Origin of the sequence: Chromobacterium subtsugae, assembly GCF_035919665.1 — a bacterium.
Lineage (GTDB): Bacteria > Pseudomonadota > Gammaproteobacteria > Burkholderiales > Chromobacteriaceae > Chromobacterium > Chromobacterium subtsugae.
Genome location: NZ_CP142381.1, coordinates 2,997,338 through 3,014,033 on the forward strand (window position 1 = coordinate 2,997,338; position 16,696 = coordinate 3,014,033).

The 16,696-nt window shown below is 67.2% G+C and carries 12 protein-coding genes; 7 read left to right on the forward strand and 5 right to left on the reverse strand.

Going from position 1 to position 16,696, the window contains the following annotated elements; genetic code table 11:
* Positions 1 to 18: 18 nt before the first annotated feature.
* On the forward strand, positions 19 to 540 hold the full coding sequence (locus U6115_RS14365) for an ATP phosphoribosyltransferase regulatory subunit (protein WP_244999292.1): 522 nt from the start codon (positions 19 to 21) through the stop codon (positions 538 to 540).
* Positions 541 to 591: 51 nt separating this feature from the next.
* On the opposite strand, the gene tldD is transcribed toward U6115_RS14365, so the two are convergent.
* From tldD to U6115_RS14380, 3 genes are read right to left on the reverse strand one after another with little or no spacing between them, the layout of a single operon-like run.
* Positions 592 to 2,034: a metalloprotease TldD gene (gene tldD, locus U6115_RS14370; protein WP_043580117.1), complete on the reverse strand. Its 1,443-nt coding sequence runs from the start codon at positions 2,032 to 2,034 to the stop codon at positions 592 to 594.
* Positions 2,035 to 2,044: 10 nt separating this feature from the next.
* Positions 2,045 to 2,854: a carbon-nitrogen hydrolase family protein gene (locus U6115_RS14375; protein WP_043580116.1), complete on the reverse strand. Its 810-nt coding sequence runs from the start codon at positions 2,852 to 2,854 to the stop codon at positions 2,045 to 2,047.
* A complete protein-coding gene (locus U6115_RS14380; protein ID WP_160310661.1) occupies positions 2,851 to 6,681 on the reverse strand; it encodes a YhdP family protein in 3,831 nt (1,276 codons plus the stop codon). The genes U6115_RS14375 and U6115_RS14380 overlap by 4 nt, the downstream gene beginning before the upstream one ends.
* Positions 6,682 to 6,803: 122 nt before the next feature.
* Here U6115_RS14380 and glnE point away from each other — a divergent pair, with 122 nt between their 5' ends.
* From glnE to U6115_RS14410, 6 genes are all read left to right on the forward strand, one after another.
* On the forward strand, positions 6,804 to 9,488 hold the full coding sequence (gene glnE / locus U6115_RS14385) for a bifunctional [glutamate--ammonia ligase]-adenylyl-L-tyrosine phosphorylase/[glutamate--ammonia-ligase] adenylyltransferase (protein WP_043580115.1): 2,685 nt from the start codon (positions 6,804 to 6,806) through the stop codon (positions 9,486 to 9,488).
* Positions 9,489 to 9,611: 123 nt separating this feature from the next.
* Positions 9,612 to 10,535, forward strand: a complete 924-nt coding sequence (locus tag U6115_RS14390) for a branched-chain amino acid transaminase (protein ID WP_043580114.1) — start codon at positions 9,612 to 9,614, stop codon at positions 10,533 to 10,535.
* Positions 10,536 to 10,636: 101 nt separating this feature from the next.
* The gene (locus U6115_RS14395; protein ID WP_043580109.1) at positions 10,637 to 10,837 is read left to right on the forward strand and encodes a zinc-finger domain-containing protein; all 201 of its coding nucleotides are present in this window, start codon (positions 10,637 to 10,639) and stop codon (positions 10,835 to 10,837) included.
* A 119-nt stretch (positions 10,838 to 10,956) separates the two neighbouring features.
* Positions 10,957 to 11,994 (forward strand): lipopolysaccharide heptosyltransferase II, encoded by a 1,038-nt coding sequence (gene waaF / locus U6115_RS14400; RefSeq protein ID WP_043580107.1) that lies wholly within the window; start codon positions 10,957 to 10,959, stop codon positions 11,992 to 11,994.
* A gap of 1 nt (position 11,995) precedes the next feature.
* The gene (locus U6115_RS14405) at positions 11,996 to 12,613 is read left to right on the forward strand and encodes a TetR/AcrR family transcriptional regulator (protein ID WP_043580105.1); all 618 of its coding nucleotides are present in this window, start codon (positions 11,996 to 11,998) and stop codon (positions 12,611 to 12,613) included.
* 45 nt (positions 12,614 to 12,658) lie between these two features.
* Positions 12,659 to 13,330 carry a hypothetical protein gene (locus U6115_RS14410; protein WP_043580103.1) on the forward strand — a complete coding sequence of 224 codons (672 nt, stop codon included), beginning with the start codon at positions 12,659 to 12,661 and terminating at the stop codon, positions 13,328 to 13,330.
* Positions 13,331 to 13,395: 65 nt separating this feature from the next.
* Here the strand turns inward: U6115_RS14410 and U6115_RS14415 are convergent, their stop codons facing one another.
* Entirely contained in the window at positions 13,396 to 15,342 is a 1,947-nt protein-coding gene (locus tag U6115_RS14415; RefSeq protein WP_043580102.1) for a helicase-related protein, read from the reverse strand.
* Positions 15,343 to 15,505: 163 nt separating this feature from the next.
* The gene (locus tag U6115_RS14420) at positions 15,506 to 16,690 is read right to left on the reverse strand and encodes an acetyl-CoA C-acyltransferase (RefSeq protein WP_043580099.1); all 1,185 of its coding nucleotides are present in this window, start codon (positions 16,688 to 16,690) and stop codon (positions 15,506 to 15,508) included.
* Positions 16,691 to 16,696: the final 6 nt, after the last annotated feature.

Genomic DNA, 16,696 nt, shown 5'->3' on the forward strand with positions numbered 1-16,696 from the left:
GAAGCCATCCTGCCCGCGCTGTGGGGACAGGACACCTTTGTCGCAAAGGCCGGCGGCAGCGAAATTCTCGAACAGATGTGGGCATTCCCCGACCGCAAGGGCCGCGCCTGCTGCCTGATCCCGGAAGCCACCGCGCTGTTTCAGGAGAAAAGCCGGGAATTGCTCAACGGCCGGCGCGAGGCCAGTTTCTTCTACGTCGCGCGCTGCTATCGCTATGAAAGGCCGCAAGCCGGGCGCTACCGCGAATTCACCCAACTGGGCTTCGAATGCCTGGGGCCGGACCCGGCCGCCGCGCGGGAGCGCAGCCTGGCGCTATGCCGCGGCTTTCTGGATGGACTGGGGCTGCGCTATCAGCTGGACGCTTCGGCGCGACGCGGGCTTAGCTACTACCTGGGTGGGGAAGGCTTCGAAATGCGCGTGCCGGAGTTGGGGGCGCAAAAACAGGTGGTCGGCGGCGGCGCGTACCGCGAAGGTGCCGGCTTCGGCATAGGGCTGGAGCGGTTGGCGCTCGCGCTGGCGGCGCAGAACATCCAGCCGTGACGGCGTAAAAAAGGCCGGGCGTCTGCCCGGCCTTGCGATGCCTGCTCAGGCTCAGACGCCGGTGCCGCCGACCGTCAGGCCGCCGTCGATGCGCAGTGTCGGCTGGCCCACGCCCACCGGCACGCTCTGGCCCTCCTTGCCGCACACGCCCACACCCTGGTCCAAAGCCAGGTCATTGCCTATCATCGACACGTAGTTCAGCACTTCCGGGCCGCTGCCGATCAGCGTGGCGCCCTTGACCGGATAGGTGAGCTTGCCGTTTTCGATGCGCCAGGCTTCCGACGCCGAGAACACGAACTTGCCGCTGGTGATGTCCACCTGGCCGCCGCCGAAATTCACCGCGTACAGGCCATCCTTGACTGAAGAGATGATTTCCTGCGGATCGCGCTCGCCGGCCAGCATATAAGTGTTGGTCATCCGCGGCATCGGAATGCTGGCGTAGGACTCGCGCCGGCCGTTGCCGGTGGAGGCCTCGCCCATCAACCGCGAATTGAGCGCGTCCTGCATATAGCCCTTGAGGATGCCGTCCTCGATCAACACCGTGCGCTGGGTGGGGTTGCCCTCATCGTCGATGGCCAGCGCGCCGCGGCGGCCGCCCATCACGCCGTCGTCCACCACGGTGACGCCGGAGGCGGCGACGCGCTGCCCCAACATGCCGCTGAAGGCCGACGTGCCCTTGCGGTTGAAGTCGCCCTCCAGGCCATGGCCGATGGCCTCGTGCAGCAGCACGCCGGGCCAGCCCGGCCCCAGCACCACGGTCATCTGGCCTGCAGGCGCCGGGCGCGATTCCAGGTTGACCAACGCCTGCTTCACCGCTTCGCGCACATAGCGCTCCACCACCGCGTCGTCGAAATAGTTGAGGTCGAAGCGGCCGCCGCCGCCGGACGAGCCCTGTTCGCGCCGGCCGTTCTGTTCGGCGATCACCATCACCGACACCCGCACCAGCGGACGCACGTCGGCGGCGCGCACGCCGTCATGGCGGGCGACGTAGACCACGTCGTATTCGGTGGCGAGGCCGGCCATCACCTGGATCACGCGCGGGTCCATCGCCTTGGCCAGGCGTTCCACCTTTTCCAGCAAGGCCACCTTGCCGGCGGCCTCCATGCTGTGGCAAGGGTCGATCGATGGATACAGCGATTGCGGCTTGCGCTTCTCCACCGCGCCGGCGCTGCCGTCGCCGCCGGTCCGGCCGATGGCGCGCACCGCCTCGGCGGCGCGGGTCAGCGCGTCCTGGCTGATGGCGTCGGAGTAGGCGAAAGCCGTCTTCTCGCCGGACACCGCCCGCACGCCCACGCCCTGGTCGATGCTGAAGCTGCCCGACTTGACGATGCCCTCCTCCAGGTGCCAACCCTCGTTGCGGGTGTACTGGAAATACAGGTCGGCGTAGTCGATATCGTGGCGGCGCATATGCGCCAGGGTCTGCTCGATGGCGGACTCGTCCAGGCCGTAAGGCTTGAGCAGCAATTCATCTGCGGCGGTGAAGGCATCTTGCATCGGTATTCTTTCAACGTATGACTCGGTGCTCCAGCGCCGGCAGGCTGCTGCGCACCGATTGGATCAAATCGGGGTCGATCTCGGCGACGATCACGCCCTCGCCCTGCGGCAGTTCGGCCAGAATGCGGCCCCAGGGGTCGATGATCATCGAATGGCCATGGGTCTTGCGGCCGTTTTCATGCACGCCGCCCTGGGCCGAGGCCAGCAGGTAGCATTGGTTTTCTATCGCCCTCGCCCTCAATAGCGGCTCCCAGTGCGCCTCGCCGGTGGTGGCGGTGAACGCCGCCGACATGATCAGCAAGTCGAACGGCGCCAGCAGCCGGTACAGCTCGGGGAAGCGCAAGTCGTAGCATATGCTCAGCGCGATGTCGGCCAGCGGCGTTTCCGCCTTCACCGGCACGCAGCCCGCGCTGATGGTGTTGGATTCGCGGTAGCTCTCGCCCTGGCCGGTGAAGCCGAACAGGTGGATCTTGTCGTAGCGCGACACCACCTCACCCTGTGGATTGTAGAGCAGACTGGTGTTGAGCACCTTCTCCGGATTATCGGCGGCCAGCGGCACCGTGCCGCCCAGCAGCCACACGCCGTTGGCGCGGGCCATGTCGGACAGCGCCTGCTGGATCGGCCCCTCGCCATAGGCTTCGCGCAGCGCCACCTTGTCGGTCTCATGCGCGCCCATCAGGCAAAAATACTCGGGCAGCACCACCAGGCGGGCGCCTTTGCCAGCGGCTTCCGCCACCAGTTCGGCGGCGCGGGCCAGATTGGCCGAAGGATTGCAACCGGACACCATCTGCACAGCAGCGGCGACGAACTTCTGCTTCATGGTTTTTTCCCCTTGATGTTGACCGGATCGCCGACGTTCACCCTCACCACCTGCGGGTCCTTCAGCGAACCGCTGACTGCGTAATCGAGCGACAGGATTTTTCCCACCGGGTCTTGCAACACCTTTTGCGCCGCCAGGGTGGCGATGCCCACCACCGGATTGAGCAAGGCCGCGCCGGCCGCCAGCGCCACGCTTTCCGCCACATGCGGCACCACATGCACTTTCAGCGCCTGGGTTTCCTTGCCCAGGTCCACTTCGCCGGAGATGGTCACCTCCGCCGCCGGGCTTCTCATCTCCACCTTGCTGGAGGTGAACAGGCCATTGCGCACGCCGGCCGCGCCTTGCAGCGTATCGAACGCGAAGCCTTCGCTGAAGACGTCGGTGAAATCCAGCCGGATGCGGCGCGGCAGCGATTGCAGGCTGAGCACCCCCAACAGCCGCGCCACGCCGGGATCCACCTTGGCGAAGCGGCCATTCTTGAAATCCAGGCTCAGCTGGCCTGACAAGTGGGCCGCGTCCAGGTCGCTGAGGCCGCCGGGCCAGTTCAGCTGGCCAGACAGCTTGCCCTGGCCGTTGCGGAACACGTCTCCCTGGCCGAAGCGAGCCAGCAGCTTGCCGGCGTTGGCGGTTTCCAGCGCGAAACGGCTATCCACGCTGCCCGCGCCCTGTTCGTTGACCTCGGCGCTGCCGGACAGGCTGCCCTCCGGCGTGGTCAGCTTCAGCGGGTCCATGATCCAGACTGCGCCGTCGCGCCGCGCCGTCATGTCCAGCTTGCCGATTTCCCGCCCCTGCAGCGATAGCTCGGCGATATGGATCTTCATCGCCGGCAGCTGCGGCTTCGCCGCCGCGCCAGGCGTCGGCGCCGCGTCGGCGCGCAGCGGCCAGTTCAAGGCCAGCCGGTCCAGATTGGCCTCCAGCGCGCCGCCCCCGCCCGGTTGGTAGCTGACCAGCCCGGTGGCCTCGCGCGAGCGCAGCTTCACCGACCACAGCTCCGTTCCGGGCCGGTTGAAAACGTGGGCATTCACCTGATGCAGCGTGAAGCCTTGAGCCGACAGCTCGGGCGCGTCCAGATCCAAGGACAATATCATATTTCCGTTTGGCAGCCCATCGGCGCCGCCCAGCCGCGACAGCCGCTGCCACCAGTCGTCCAGATCCACCCGCGCCTGCTGCGCGCGCAACACCAGGCCCGTCGCCGGCCATTCGCCGGCATCGCGCTCCAGCCCCAGCGCGCCGGCTTGCAGATTGCCATGCTCATCCAGCCGCAGCTTGCCGTTCAGCGCGGTGCCCAGCGCGAATTCCAGCCGCATCGCCTGGCCAAAGCGCGCCGGGGCCGGATGCAGCTGCAACTGCAAGGCCTGCGCCGCCGCGGCGGCCTTGCCCAGCGGCGGCGGCGCATCCAGCGCCAGCCCCTGCAGGCTGGACGACAGCTGCAGGCTCTCCAGGCCGTCGCGCACCACGAACTGGCTGTCGAAGCGGCTGCGTCCCTCGGCCAGCGGCGCCAGCGGCGCCAGATATTGCTGCAAGACTCGTTTGCCGTCCGCCTCCCCCCCCACCTCGAAGCGCATGCGCTTGTCCGCGCCGGTATGGGCGCTCAGGCGGAAAGCGCCGCCGAAGGCTTCCATGGCCACGCCCTTGCTGTCTATGCCGCGCTCGGTGAAGGTCAGCCTGCCCTGCACCGCCGTCAACTCAGGCAGCGGCAGTTGGGTGAACAGCAGCCGGTTATGCTTGAAATCGATGTCGCCGCGCACCTTGGTGCTGTCCTCGCCGGCCAGCGGCACCGCCAGTTGCAGCTTCAGCGCGGCCGGGCCGGCGGCGCGGATCTTGCCGGTGAAGCCGCCCAGCCAGCCATCCACCGGGCTCTTGGTGGTGAAGGCCAGCATCCGGTCCAGCTTGTCGTCGATCTCTCCCTCTATCTTCAGCCACGGCGCCGTCGCGCCCAGCTGGTCGATTCCCACCCTCACCTGGCGCAAAGGCACGCCGACCGTGCTGGCGCGCGTGCTTTCCACCCGCATCGCCTCGTTATGGAAAGTCAGCTTGGCGTCGATATCGTCAATGGCGGGCCAGCCCGGCTGATACAGCAGCTTGGCTTTTTCAACGTCGGCCTCTACCAGGAATTCCCCGCCCTTGCCTGCCGGGAAGGGGAATTGATCCAGATCGCCCTTGAGCGTCAAGCGGACATTTTTCGCCACCCCGTCCAGCAGCGCCTTGCGCAGCCAGGCGCTGGTATGTTCGCCCACCTGATGCGGCAGGTAGCCGGGTATGCGCGTCGCCTTGACTTCGTCGACCGAGGCGGTCAGGTCGATATGGCCGGCGCCGCCGCCGCCATGGTGGTAGCTGCCCTGCAGCCTGCCGGCGAGATCGGCGCTGGCGAAGGCCAGCTTGTCGAAGTCGATGTCCAGCGCCGCGCCGCGCTGGCGCCAGGAAATGTCGGCCGCCAGGCTGTCGAAAGGCAGGCTCTGCGCGTACAAGGCCGGGTAGATCACTTCGGACTTGCCGGTGTCCAGCAGCAAACGGCCGCCCTGCTCGTTGAAATCTATGCTGCCGGTGACGCCGGCCACGCCCGGCAAGTCGGCGAACGGCTGCCAGCCCAACGCTTCGAAACGGGTTTTCAGCTGGAAGCTGCGCGGCGCCTCCGCCGGCCCCTGCCAGCCCAGGGTCAAGCCATGCAGCGCGCCGCGCGGCGAAAATCGGGCGAACAACGGGTTGGCGTCCACGCCGAGAGCGCGGATGAACGGGTTCAGATGGCCGACGTCGACATTGTCCAGCGTCAGCTCGCCGCCGCCTTGGGCGCCGGGACGCCACTGGCCCTTGATCGAAGACTTGTCGAAGGCGAGGCCGGTGGCGCTGGCCAGGGTCAGGTCGCTGGCCAGGATCTTGTAGCTGCCGTCGCCCTGGCGGTCCAGCTGCAGCTTGCCCTGCAGTTGCGGCAACACCAGCTCGCGCGCGCTGGGCGGCGTGTAGGCGGCGTTGCGCACGTTGACGTCCGCCCGCAGGCTGCCGATGCTGCCGTCGGCGAACGACATTTCCAGCGTGCCGTCGCCCTCGCCGCTGCGCAGCACCCCCATCTCGCGCATATAGCGCGACCACACGTCGGCGCGCGCGCCGTTGAGCGCCACCCGCAGCGATCCCGACCACTGCAGCCAGCTGTTGATGTCGTCGCCGCGCCAGCTGGCGTCCAGCTCGAAGCCCTTGCCCAGCGTGGCGGCCGGCAGGCCGGCCAGATGCAGCCGATGGCCCAGCAAGGTGCGTTCCAGCAGCAACTGTCCCTGCTTCAGGTCCAGCCGGGGCAGGCCCAGCCTGTCGTCCTGCCAGCTCAGCCGCGCGTTGCGGATGTCCAGCGAAGGCTGGCGCAGCAGCCAGTTGCCCAGCGCGTTGTCCGACGACGGCCCGCTGCTCAGATCAAAACCATTCAGATAGATCACCCCGGCGGCGGTGCGGCGCAGCTCCACCGCCGGGCCGTTCACCAGCACCGACAGGCGCGGCTCCCAGGCCAGCATCGACGTCCACGACGGCTGCACCGTGACCAGGCTCAGCGTCAGCGCCTGGCCGGACACCGGGTTGGCGATCGCCACCCCGCTCAGTTCGAACAACGGCGCCACGCCTTCCCAATGGCCGGACAGCTTGGCGATGCGGACATCGTGCCCCAGCGCGCCGGACAGGCTTTGCTCCAGCCTGGGGCGGTATTGATCGAGATTCGGCAGCAGCCAGAAGGTGAACGCGCAGAAAGCGGCGGTCAACAGGACGCAGACAGTCGACAGCAGCAGCGCCAGAACGAGCAGGCTGCGCTTGAGCACGCGCAAGACGTGAATGCGGGACAACGGCAACAAGGGCTTTTTCAACTATGGCAAACCGTTACAATGACGCGGTGAAAGATACGGCGACGAAAACCGGCCACAGCCCGCCCTCCGCGCGGCCGTTATTCTGCCGCGCTAAACCGTCCGGAGCCATTATGCCAGCAAACACGGCCGCTGCCATTGCCCGCAGCTGCGAGTTTTCCCACTATCTGACCCGCCTTCTGGCGGCCCGGCCGGAAGAAGGCGAGCGGCTGGAGCGGCAGTTGAGCCAGCCCTTCACCGTTGAGGATATGCAGGACTTCGCCGACTGGCCAGCCCTGCAGGCGCCGGAACAGCTGGCGCCTGCGCTGCGCCGGCTGCGCCAGGCGGTGATGGCCCGCCTCATCTGCCGCGACCTCAACGACCTGGCGCCGCTGGACGAGGTGGTCGCCACCGTCAGCCAGCTGGCCGAATTCGCCGTGCGCCAGGCCTTGCGCTGCGCCTGCGCCTCGCTGCCCCAATACGGCAAGCCGATAGGCGAGGACAGCGGCGAGGAGCAGCAGCTGATCGTGATCGGCATGGGCAAGCTGGGCGGCGGCGAGCTGAACGTCAGCTCCGACATCGACCTGATCTTCATCTACCCTGAAAGCGGCGAAACCGACGGCGCGCGCAAGATCAGCAATCACGAATATTTCACCCAGGTGGGCAAGCGGCTGATCGCGCTGATCCACGACCTCTCCGCCGACGGCCAGGTGTTCCGGGTGGACATGCGCCTGCGCCCCTACGGCGACTCCGGCCCGCTGGTGATGAGCTTCGCCGCGCTGGAGAACTACCTGCTCAGCCAGGGCCGCGAATGGGAGCGCTACGCCTGGATCAAGGCCAAGGCCATCACCGGCGACGCCGAAGGGTTGAATCAGATGGTCCGCCCCTTCGTCTACCGCAAATACCTGGACTACAACGCCTACGGCGCGATGCGCGAACTGCACGCGCAGATCCGCCGCGAAGTGGCGCGGCGCGACATGGCCGACAACATCAAGCTGGGGCCGGGCGGCATCCGCGAGGCCGAATTCATCGCCCAGGTATTCCAGCTGATCCGCGGCGGCCGCGACAAGACGCTGCAATTGCGCGGCACCCGCGCCACCCTATCCAGGCTGGCGGACCTGCGGCTGCTGGAGCCGTCGGCGGTGGAAGAGCTGCAAGATGCCTACGCCTTCCTGCGCAAGCTGGAACACCGGCTGCAATACCTGGACGACCAGCAGACCCAAACCCTGCCGGCCGCGCCGGAAACCCGGCAAAAAATCGCCGCCAGCATGGGCTACGCCGACTGGGACGCCTTCCAGCCCGCGCTGGCCGAGGTGCGCCGCAAGGTCAGCCGCCACTTCGAGCAAGTGTTCATCCTGCCCAGCGAGGACAGCCCGGACCACCCGCTATCGGAATTGTGGATGGACGTGGCCGACCAGGACCCCTCGCTGCGGCTGGCGGAGCTGGGCTACGCCGACCCCGCCGCCGTGGCCCGCCAGCTCAAGGGCCTGGCGCAAAGCCAGCGCTACCTGCAGATGCCGCTGTCCGGCCGCAAGAAGCTGGACGCGCTGATGCCGGCGCTGATCGAGGTGGCGTCGCGCTTCCCCAATGCAGACGACACGCTGTCGCGCATCATCGGCCTGATGGAAGCCATCAGCCGCCGCGCCTCCTACCTGGCTCTGCTGACCGAATACCCGCAAACGTTACAGCGGCTGGCATCCCTTTACTCGTCCAGCGCCTGGGTGTCCGCCTACCTCAGCCGCCACCCCATCCTGCTGGACGAACTGCTGGATGTGCGGGTGCTGTACGCCGCGCCGGACTGGCCGCTGCTGGCCAGCCAGCTGGAAGCGCAGCTGACGCAGGCCGACGGCGACGTGGAGGCCAAGATGGACGCGCTGCGCCATTTCCAGCACGCGCAGACCTTCCGCCTGGTGGCGCAGGACCTGGCCGGCATGTGGACAGTGGAAGCGCTGTCCGACCAGCTGTCGCTGCTGGCCGACCACGTGCTGGACGCGGCCGTGCGCCACGCCTGGCTGGACATCTCCAGCCGCCACCAGCAGACGCCAAGCTTCGCGGTGATAGGCTACGGCAAGCTGGGCGGCAAGGAACTGGGCTACGCGTCCGACCTCGACATCATCTTTCTCTACGACGACCCCCACCCGGACGCGGCCGAACTGTACTCGCGGCTGGCGCGCAAGCTGTCCACCTGGCTGACCAGCGCCACCGCCGCCGGCGTGCTGTACGACATCGACCTGCGGCTGCGCCCCAACGGCGCCAGCGGCCTCTTGGTCAGCTCGATCTCCGCCTTCCGCCAATACCAGGAAAACCAGGCCTGGGCATGGGAACACCAGGCGCTGACCCGCGCCCGCTTCGTCGCCGGCGACGAAGCCATCGGCGAGCAATTCGAAGCCGAACGCCATGAAATCCTGACGCTGGCGCGCGAGCCGGCCAAGCTGCGCCAGGAGGTGCTGGACATGCGCCAGCGCATGCTGGACAGCCACCCGGCGCGGCCAGACGACGTGAAAAACGCCCGCGGCGGCATCATAGACATCGAGTTCATCGTCCAGTACCTGATCCTGGCCCACGCCAGCCGGCTGCCGGCTTTCACCGGCAACACCGGCAACATCGCGCTGCTGGCGGTGGCGGCCGACGCCGGCCTGATAGACCGCGACCTGGCCGACGGCGCCCGCGCCGCCTACCGGCTATACCGCCGGCTTCAGCACGCGGCCCGGCTCAACGAGCGGCAGAAAGTGGAAGTCGACAATACCCTGCTGGCCGCCTATCGCAAGGGTTGCCTGTTGTGGCAACAGGTTTTCGAGCAAGCGCTCGATTTTTCCTGACGCCGGGTTCACAAGTCCGGCGGCGGCGGTATACACTGCCCCATCAAGCAAGGCTAAAGGCGCGGCCGGCGGAGTTGCCTGGACAGCGCGCCCGGATAAAGCACAACACAGGAGAGTACCGAGATGTCGATGGCTGATCGTGACGGATATATCTGGTTTGACGGCAAATTGGTGGACTGGCGCGACGCCACCACCCACGTCCTGACCCACACCCTGCACTACGGCATGGGCGTGTTCGAAGGCGTGCGCGCCTACGAAACCCCCAAGGGTCCGGCCATTTTCCGCCTGCAGGACCACACCGAGCGCCTGTTCCGCTCCGCCAAGATCCTGGGCATGGCGCTGCCGTTCTCGCCGGAACAGATCAACCAGGCGCATCTGGACGTGGTCAAGGCCAATGGCCTGAAGTCCTGCTATTTCCGCCCGATGGCCTTCTACGGCTCCGGCAAGCTGGGCGTGGCGCCGCTGAAGAACGACGTGCAGGTGATCGTGGCCGCCTGGCCGTGGGGCGCCTACCTGGGCGAGGAAGGCCTGGAGAAGGGCATCCGCGTGAAGACCAGCTCCTTCACCCGCCATCACGTCAACATCACCATGTGCAAGGCCAAGGCCAACGGCAACTACATGAACTCCATCCTGGCCAATAACGAGGCCACCGCCGACGGCTACGACGAGGCGCTGCTGCTGGACGTGGACGGCTTCGTCGCCGAAGGCTCCGGCGAAAACATCTTCATCGTCCGCAAGGGCAAGCTATATACTCCCGACCTGACCAGCGCGCTGGAAGGCATCACCCGCGACACCGTGGTGCAGATCTCCCAGGAAATGGGCCTGCAACTGGTGGAAAAGCGCATCACCCGCGACGAAGTGTACAGCGCCGACGAAGCCTTCTTCACCGGCACCGCCGCCGAAGTGACGCCGATCCGCGAGCTGGATCGCCGCCCGATCGGCAACGGCGCCCGCGGCGCGATCACCGCCGAAATCCAGAAGCGCTACTTCAACATCGTCAAGGGCCACGACGCCGAACACGAACACTGGCTCACTTACGTAAAATAAGCGGTAGAATCCGCACCACGCGCGCCAGCAGCGTGCGGCCCCGGCCGCCCTGCTGGCACACGTTTTTCGGACGCCCCCGCTTGCCGCAACAAGGAATGACCATGGCAGAACTCAAAGAAAACACCGCACGCTATATTGAAGTCACCCAGCACGACCTGCCGCTGCATTGCCCGATGCCGGACATGAAAGCCTGGAACTCCCATCCGCGCGTCTACCTGCCGGTGCACAAAACCGGCGAAGCCCTGTGCCCCTACTGCGGCACCCAGTACAAGCTGGTCGGCCCGGTCGGCCACCACCACTGAAGCGCCCCGCTTCGTCGGGACACAAGGGTGTGGCGCCGGCCACACCTTTTTTGCTTGCCGACGCCAAACGCAAGCCGGTATGCCCGCAGCCGGCTTGCGTTTGGAACCGGAAACACCCCATGAAGAAAAAAATCCTGGTCATCGGCCCGTCCTGGGTCGGTGACAGCGTAATGGCCCAGCCGCTGTACCGACGCCTGCACCAGCGCCACCCCGAGCTGGAGCTGCACGTGTTCGCCCCAGCCTGGACCCTGCCGCTCTTGGCGCGGATGCCGGAAGTGGCCCAATCCCACCTCAACCCCTTCGGCCACGGCGCGCTGCGGCTGATGGAGCGCTGGAAAGTGGCGCGCCAGCTGGCGAAGGAAGGCTTCGACCAAGTCATCGTGCTGCCCAACTCGCTGAAATCCGCGCTGATCCCGCTGTTCGCCGGCATTCCGCTGCGCACCGGCTTTCTCGGCGAATCGCGCTACGGCCTGCTCAACGACGCCCGCGAACTGGACGAACAGGAACTGCCGATGATGGTGGAGCGCTTCTGCGCGCTGGCCGAAGACAAGAAGCGCCCGCTGGCCCGCCCCATTCCCAACCCGCTGCTCAGCGCCGATGCCGCCTCGCAACAGCAGGCCGCGCAGCGCTTGGGCCTGGACACCGGCCGCCCGGTGGTCGCCTTCTGCCCCGGCGCGGAATACGGCCCGGCCAAGCGCTGGCCGGCGCGGCACTTCGCCGAACTGGCGCGCCGCTTCGACGCCGCCGGTTACGCGGTATGGCTGTTCGGCTCTGGCAAGGACAAGGATATCGGCGACGAGATCGCCGCGCTGTCGCAAGGCAGCGCCGTCAATCTGTGCGGCGCCACCGGCCTGGAAGAAGCGATAGACCTGATCGGCCTGTGCCAGCTGGCGGTCTGCAACGACTCCGGCCTGATGCACGTCGCCGCCGCGCTCGACAAACCGCTGGTGGCGCTGTACGGCTCGTCCAGCCCGGACTTCACCCCGCCGCTGTCCGACAAGGCGGCCATCGTGTCGCTGAACCTGGACTGCAGCCCCTGTTTCGAGCGCAGCTGCCCCTACGGCCACACCGACTGCCTGAAAAACATGCAGCCGGACATGGTATGGCAGGCCGCGCAAACCCTGCTTGCCCCGCCCTCCAACCAGACCCGGGACTGAAATGAGCGCCGCGGAAACCCCGAAGCAACCCGAAGAGAACACCCGCCGCATGGAGCTGGTGCGCGCGGCCGCGGTGCTGTTCCGCGACCAGGGCTATGAGCGCACCACGGTGCGCGACCTAGGCAACGCCGTCGGCCTGCAGTCGGGCAGCCTGTTCTATCACTTCCGCACCAAGGAAGAGATCCTGGTGGCGGTGATGGCGCTGGGCATCAGCAGCACCACCGAGCAACTGGCCGCCGCCATCTCGCAGGCAGACAGCCCGCGCCAGCGCCTGGCGGCGTTGTTCCAGGTCCACCTCAACTCCTTGCTGGGCGACAACCAAGCCGCGCTGGAAGTGATGCTGTACGAATGGCGCAGCGTGTCGCCGGCGGCCAAACCCGCCCTGGTGGTGCTGCGCGACCGCTACGAGGCGCTGTGGCAGCAGGTGCTGGACGAAGCCGCGCAGGCTGGGTTGGTGAAGCAGGACACCCGCCTGCTGCGCCGCACCCTGCTGGGCAGCCTGCACTGGACCGTGCAGTGGTACCGCCGCGACGGCGAACTGAGCGTGGATGCGCTCGCGCAACACATGTTGCAGCTGGTCTTGCTGGAAGCGGACGCAAAAACTTCCACCGAAAGATAAAAAGTGGTCTAATATCAGCGATATAGGAACATTGGGACTGTAGCCATGGCAAACATCGCCAGCGTAGGCAACCCCGCGACGCAACCGCTCTATGCCGGGCAAACGCCCCGGCAGGTGCAGTCGTCGCTGGACAATGCCCAGCCCGCCGTTCAGCAGGCCTCCAGCCCGCCGCAGACCCAGGTAGCCGTCCGGCAGAATCCGGACACCGCCCGGGTCGAGCAACAGCTGCAGCAGCAATTGAGCAATAGCCGCAGCCAGCAGGCCCTGCAAAACGCCCAGGCCCAGAACGCCGCCGCCAACGCCGCGCCGGCCGCCTCCCAGGCGAACCCGTCCCAGGTCAACAACTCCGCGGCAGTGCTCGCCACCAACCCGCAACCGGCCGCCGCGGCCGCCGTCGCCCCCGCAGTCAACGGCAACACAGCGCCTGCCGCCGCGCCCCCGCAGCAGGCCGCCAACAACAACGCTGCGGCGCAGGCCACCCCGACGCAAACCGCGCAAGCCCCCTCCCAGGCCGCTCCCGCGCAACAGGCGGCCACGCCGCCGCAACCGGCCACGCCGGCGCAAAGCGCCACCGCGCCCTCCACCCTGGCGACCCAGGCGGTGAACCGCGCGCAGCAGCTCACCAGCAGCGGCCGGCAGGAGTTGTCGCAATACCAAGCCACTCAATCGCTGCTGGAGCCCAGCGTTTCCAGCACCAGCATCTCCACCACCGCCTGATCCGGACGCGCCGGACAAGCGAAAGCCCCGCGGACGCGGGGCTTTTTCCTTGCCGCCGGCTGCGCTCAGCGCCGCTTGCCGCCTGGCTTGCGCCGCATCGGCTCGCCGCCGCCCCTGCCCTTGCGCTTCTGCGAATTCTGCACCTGCAGCAGCGCGTCGATGCGCTCCGAGGTGCTCTGCATCAACAGCTGCGCCATTTCGCCGTCCGGGAAGGTGTCCGGCATCCGGTAAGACAGCCAGGCATAAGCGGCGTACAGCTTGCAGCTGTCCTCCAGATACTGCAACTCGTGCCGGCCGCCGCCGCCCAGCATCCGCAACAGCGGCGCGGCCTTGCCGCGGGCGCGGTGCTGCGCCCAGTCATGCAGCGCCGTCTCCAGCATCGCGATCTTGGTGGAGACCGGGCACAGGCTGAAGGTGAAGCGGTCGGCCAGGCTCAACGGCAAGGCGTCCAGCCATTCGGCCTTCGCCATCTGCTCGGACAGATTGGCGGGCAGGAAGAATTCATCATGCACATTGATATGGCGGGCGAACAAACCCAGCAGCGCCTTGAGCTTGCCCTCGCCGGTGGCCTCGGAGATCGCCTCAAGGTACTTCAAGCCCGGCGCCACGAAAAAGCCGCTCTCGGGCAAGGGCTCCGGCTTCTGGCGCAGCAACGCGGCGATGGTCTTGTGAGTCTGGCCGTCGAAGCCGGCGACGTAGCCGGTTTCATGCTTGCCGAAACGCCCGGCGCGGCCGGCGATCTGCTTGGCCAGAGGCGCGGCGACCACGCCTTCGGCGTAGCCGTCCCACTTGCTGGCGGTGGTGAAGATGATGCGCCGCGCCGGCGTGTTCAATCCCATACCGATGGCGTCGGTTGCCACCACCACCTGGGTTTCGCCGCTGACGAAGCGCTCGGCCTGCGATTGCCTCACCTCCGGCGACAGGTTGCCGTAGATGGCCGACACCGATAGCCCCTGCTCGATCACCTTGTCGCGCCAGTTCAGCACCTCGCGGCGGGAAAAGGCGATCAGCACGTCGCCGGGCCGCAGGTTCTTCAACGACAACAGCGGCGCCTTGTCCATCTGCAGCGCGGTCTTGCGCTCCAGCGTCCGCACTTCCAGCGTGCCGCCGACGCGCGCCACCAGCGATTCGATCGCCTCGCGCGATTCCGGCGCGCCCACCAGGTAGATGGTCTGCGCCGGCACGCCGCAGACGGCGGCGGTCCAGGCCGCGCCGCGGTCCGGGTCGTCCAAGAGCTGGATTTCGTCGATCACCGCCACTTCCACCTGCCGCTCCGGATTCAGCATTTCCACCGTGCTGGCGACGTGGGTGGCCTCCGGATGCAGCTTGCGCTGCTCGCCGGTGATCAGGCTTACCGCCACGCCGGCTTGCTGCAAACGGGTGTAGTTTTCCAGCGCCAAAAGGCGCAGCGGCGCCAGGTAAACCCCGCTCTTGGCTTTTTGCAGATGCTCCATCGCCGCGTGGGTTTTGCCGGAATTGGTCGGCCCCAGCACCGCGATGAAATGTCGCTGCATCGCGTAGGCGGTGGCGAAAGACTCCGGGTAGCGCGACAGGTTGACCGCGTCGCGGGTTTTGGCGGCGGCCTTGTCGGCGCTCTGCCGGCTGCGCGCGGCGGCCACCCGATCCAGCGCCAGGGTGCAGCGCACCTTGGCGCGCTCGTACTTCGCCATGAAGGCGCTGAGCGCGCGCAACGGTTCGATGCCGTCCACCGCGAACACTTCGCGCGCGCAAGCCAACAGCTGCTCTTCCAGCTTTTGCCGCGCGGCATCGTTCCAACGTTCCCGCACCAGCGCCAGCCGCGCTTCCGCGTCCAGCTTGCGCCACTTGGCGCTCTTGCCCAGGAAGCCTTCGTCCGGCACCAGGTGGTAGGGAATGGCGTGGCCGTTCAGCGCCAGCTCGCCATGCACCGACACCGCGTGGCTGCCCTCGGTGGTGACGATGGTGGCGTTATGCGCCGCCAGGTAGTCGTCCAGCAGGATTTCGGGCGGCAACGCTTCGTGGAGATCGGTCATGGCGGCTTTCTTGTTCAGGGCTGAAGGGGGGCGATGATAGAACAGCCGGCGGCGATGCGCCAGCCGCGCCTCCTATCAAAATCCGCCATCGCCGCCGACAAGGCAAGCGCCACAAACAAAACAGGCCGCCGATGCGCGGCGGCCTGCGGGACAGAGAAACGGCTTAGATCAATTCCACTGCCAGCGCGGTGGCCTCGCCGCCGCCTATGCACAAGCTGGCCACGCCGCGCTTGCCGCCGCGCTGTTTCAGAGCCGACAGCAGCGAGATCACGATGCGGGCGCCGGACGCGCCGATCGGGTGGCCCAGCGCGCAGGCGCCGCCATGCACGTTCACCTTGTCGTGCGGCAGCTTCAGGTCGTGCATCGCCGCCATCGTCACCACGGCGAAGGCTTCGTTGATCTCATACAGGTCTACCTCGCCGGCCTTCCAGCCGGTCTTGGCCAGCAGCTTTTCGATGGCGTGCACCGGGGCGGTGGTGAACCAGCCCGGCTCGTGGGCATAGCTGCTGTGGCCGACGATGCGGGCGATGGGCTGCAAGCTGCGCTTGGCCGCCTCGGCCGCCGTCATCAGCACCAGCGCGGCGCCGCCGTCGGAGATGGAGCTGGAATTGGCCGGGGTGACGGTGCCGTCCTTCTTGAATGCCGGCTTCAGCGTCGGGATCTTGTCCAGATTGGCCTTCAGCGGCTGCTCGTCGGTATCCACCACGGTATCGCCGCCGCGGCCCGGCACCGTCACCGCCGCGATTTCGTCCTTGAACTGGCCGCCCTTGATCGCCTGCTGCGCGCGGGTCAGCGAGGCGATGGCGAATTCGTCCTGGTCCTGGCGGCTGAAGCCGTACTTCTCGGCGCACTGCTCGGCGAACACGCCCATCAGAGTGCCCTTCTGGTAAGCGTCTTCCAGGCCATCGAGGAACATGTGGTCCTTGATCTCGCCGTGGCCCAGGCGCAGACCGCCGCGCGCCTTGGGCATCAGATAGGGCGCGTTGCTCATGCTTTCCATGCCGCCGGCCACCACCACCTGGCCGTTGCCGGCCAGCAACTGGTCATGCGCCATCATCACGGCCTTCATGCCAGAACCGCACATCTTGTTGATGGTGGTGCACGGCGTAGCCTGCGGCAGGCCGCCGCCCAGCGCCGCCTGGCGCGCCGGCGCCTGGCCCTGGCCTGCCGGCAGCACGCAGCCCATGATCACCTCGTCCACCTCGCCGGCGGCGACGCCGGCGCGTTCCACCGCGGCGCGGATCGCCGCCGCGCCCAGCTGGCCGGCGGTCAAACCGGACAAGGCGCCCTGGAAGCCTCCCATGGCGGTGCGCGCCATGCCGACGATCACGATTTCCTGTTGTTGCATCACAGC

Excerpts from the sequence above, each read along its gene's own strand:
- tldD (WP_043580117.1), bottom strand. The coding sequence starts at position 2,034 with ATGCAAGATGCCTTCACCGCCGCAGATGAATTGCTGCTCAAGCCTTAC.
- U6115_RS14405 (WP_043580105.1), top strand. The coding sequence starts at position 11,996 with ATGAGCGCCGCGGAAACCCCGAAGCAACCCGAAGAGAACACCCGCCGC.
- waaF (WP_043580107.1), top strand. The coding sequence starts at position 10,957 with ATGAAGAAAAAAATCCTGGTCATCGGCCCGTCCTGGGTCGGTGACAGC.
- U6115_RS14410 (WP_043580103.1), top strand. The coding sequence starts at position 12,659 with ATGGCAAACATCGCCAGCGTAGGCAACCCCGCGACGCAACCGCTCTAT.
- U6115_RS14375 (WP_043580116.1), bottom strand. The coding sequence starts at position 2,854 with ATGAAGCAGAAGTTCGTCGCCGCTGCTGTGCAGATGGTGTCCGGTTGC.
- glnE (WP_043580115.1), top strand. The coding sequence starts at position 6,804 with ATGCCAGCAAACACGGCCGCTGCCATTGCCCGCAGCTGCGAGTTTTCC.
- U6115_RS14395 (WP_043580109.1), top strand. The coding sequence starts at position 10,637 with ATGGCAGAACTCAAAGAAAACACCGCACGCTATATTGAAGTCACCCAG.
- U6115_RS14420 (WP_043580099.1), bottom strand. The coding sequence starts at position 16,690 with ATGCAACAACAGGAAATCGTGATCGTCGGCATGGCGCGCACCGCCATG.
- U6115_RS14415 (WP_043580102.1), bottom strand. The coding sequence starts at position 15,342 with ATGACCGATCTCCACGAAGCGTTGCCGCCCGAAATCCTGCTGGACGAC.
- U6115_RS14390 (WP_043580114.1), top strand. The coding sequence starts at position 9,612 with ATGTCGATGGCTGATCGTGACGGATATATCTGGTTTGACGGCAAATTG.